This window comes from Streptococcus oralis (genome assembly GCF_003942585.1).
Lineage (GTDB): Bacteria > Bacillota > Bacilli > Lactobacillales > Streptococcaceae > Streptococcus > Streptococcus oralis_BE.
In genome coordinates this window covers 1-579 of the sequence record NZ_RJNK01000032.1, presented here as the reverse complement: position 1 = coordinate 579, position 579 = coordinate 1, and the positions used below count along the sequence as shown (strand labels likewise).

The 579-nt window shown below is 43.2% G+C and carries 1 protein-coding gene; it reads right to left on the bottom strand.

Going from position 1 to position 579, the window contains the following annotated elements; all coding sequences use genetic code 11:
• Positions 1–579, bottom strand: a 579-nt coding sequence (locus D8862_RS09530; RefSeq protein WP_185760871.1) for a hypothetical protein, incomplete at both ends; no start/stop codon positions are given.

The following is a 579-nucleotide window of genomic DNA, read 5'->3' as shown; positions in this document are numbered from 1 at the left end:
GATACTGATGCGCTAGTTGATTCACTTGCTGATACAGATGCTGAAGCTGATTCACTTGAGCTTACTGATGCGCTAGTTGATTGGCTAGCTGATACAGATGCTGAAGTTGATTGACTTGCTGATACAGATGCTGAAGCTGATTCACTTGCAGATACTGATGCGCTAGTTGATTGACTTGCAGATACAGATGCTGAAGCTGATTGGCTAGCTGATACTGATGCTGAAGTTGATTGGCTAGCTGATACAGATGCTGAAGTTGATTGACTTGCAGATACTGATGCTGAAGTTGATTGACTTGAGCTTACAGATGCTGAAGCTGATTCACTTGCAGATACTGATGCGCTAGTTGATTCACTTGCTGATACAGATGCTGAAGCTGATTCACTTGAGCTTACTGATGCGCTAGTTGATTGGCTAGCTGATACAGATGCTGAAGTTGATTGACTTGCTGATACAGATGCTGAAGCTGATTCACTTGCAGATACACTTGCTGATACAGATGCTGAAGCTGATTCACTTGCAGATACTGATGCGCTAGTTGATTGACTTGCAGATACAGATGCTGAAGCTGATTGGCTT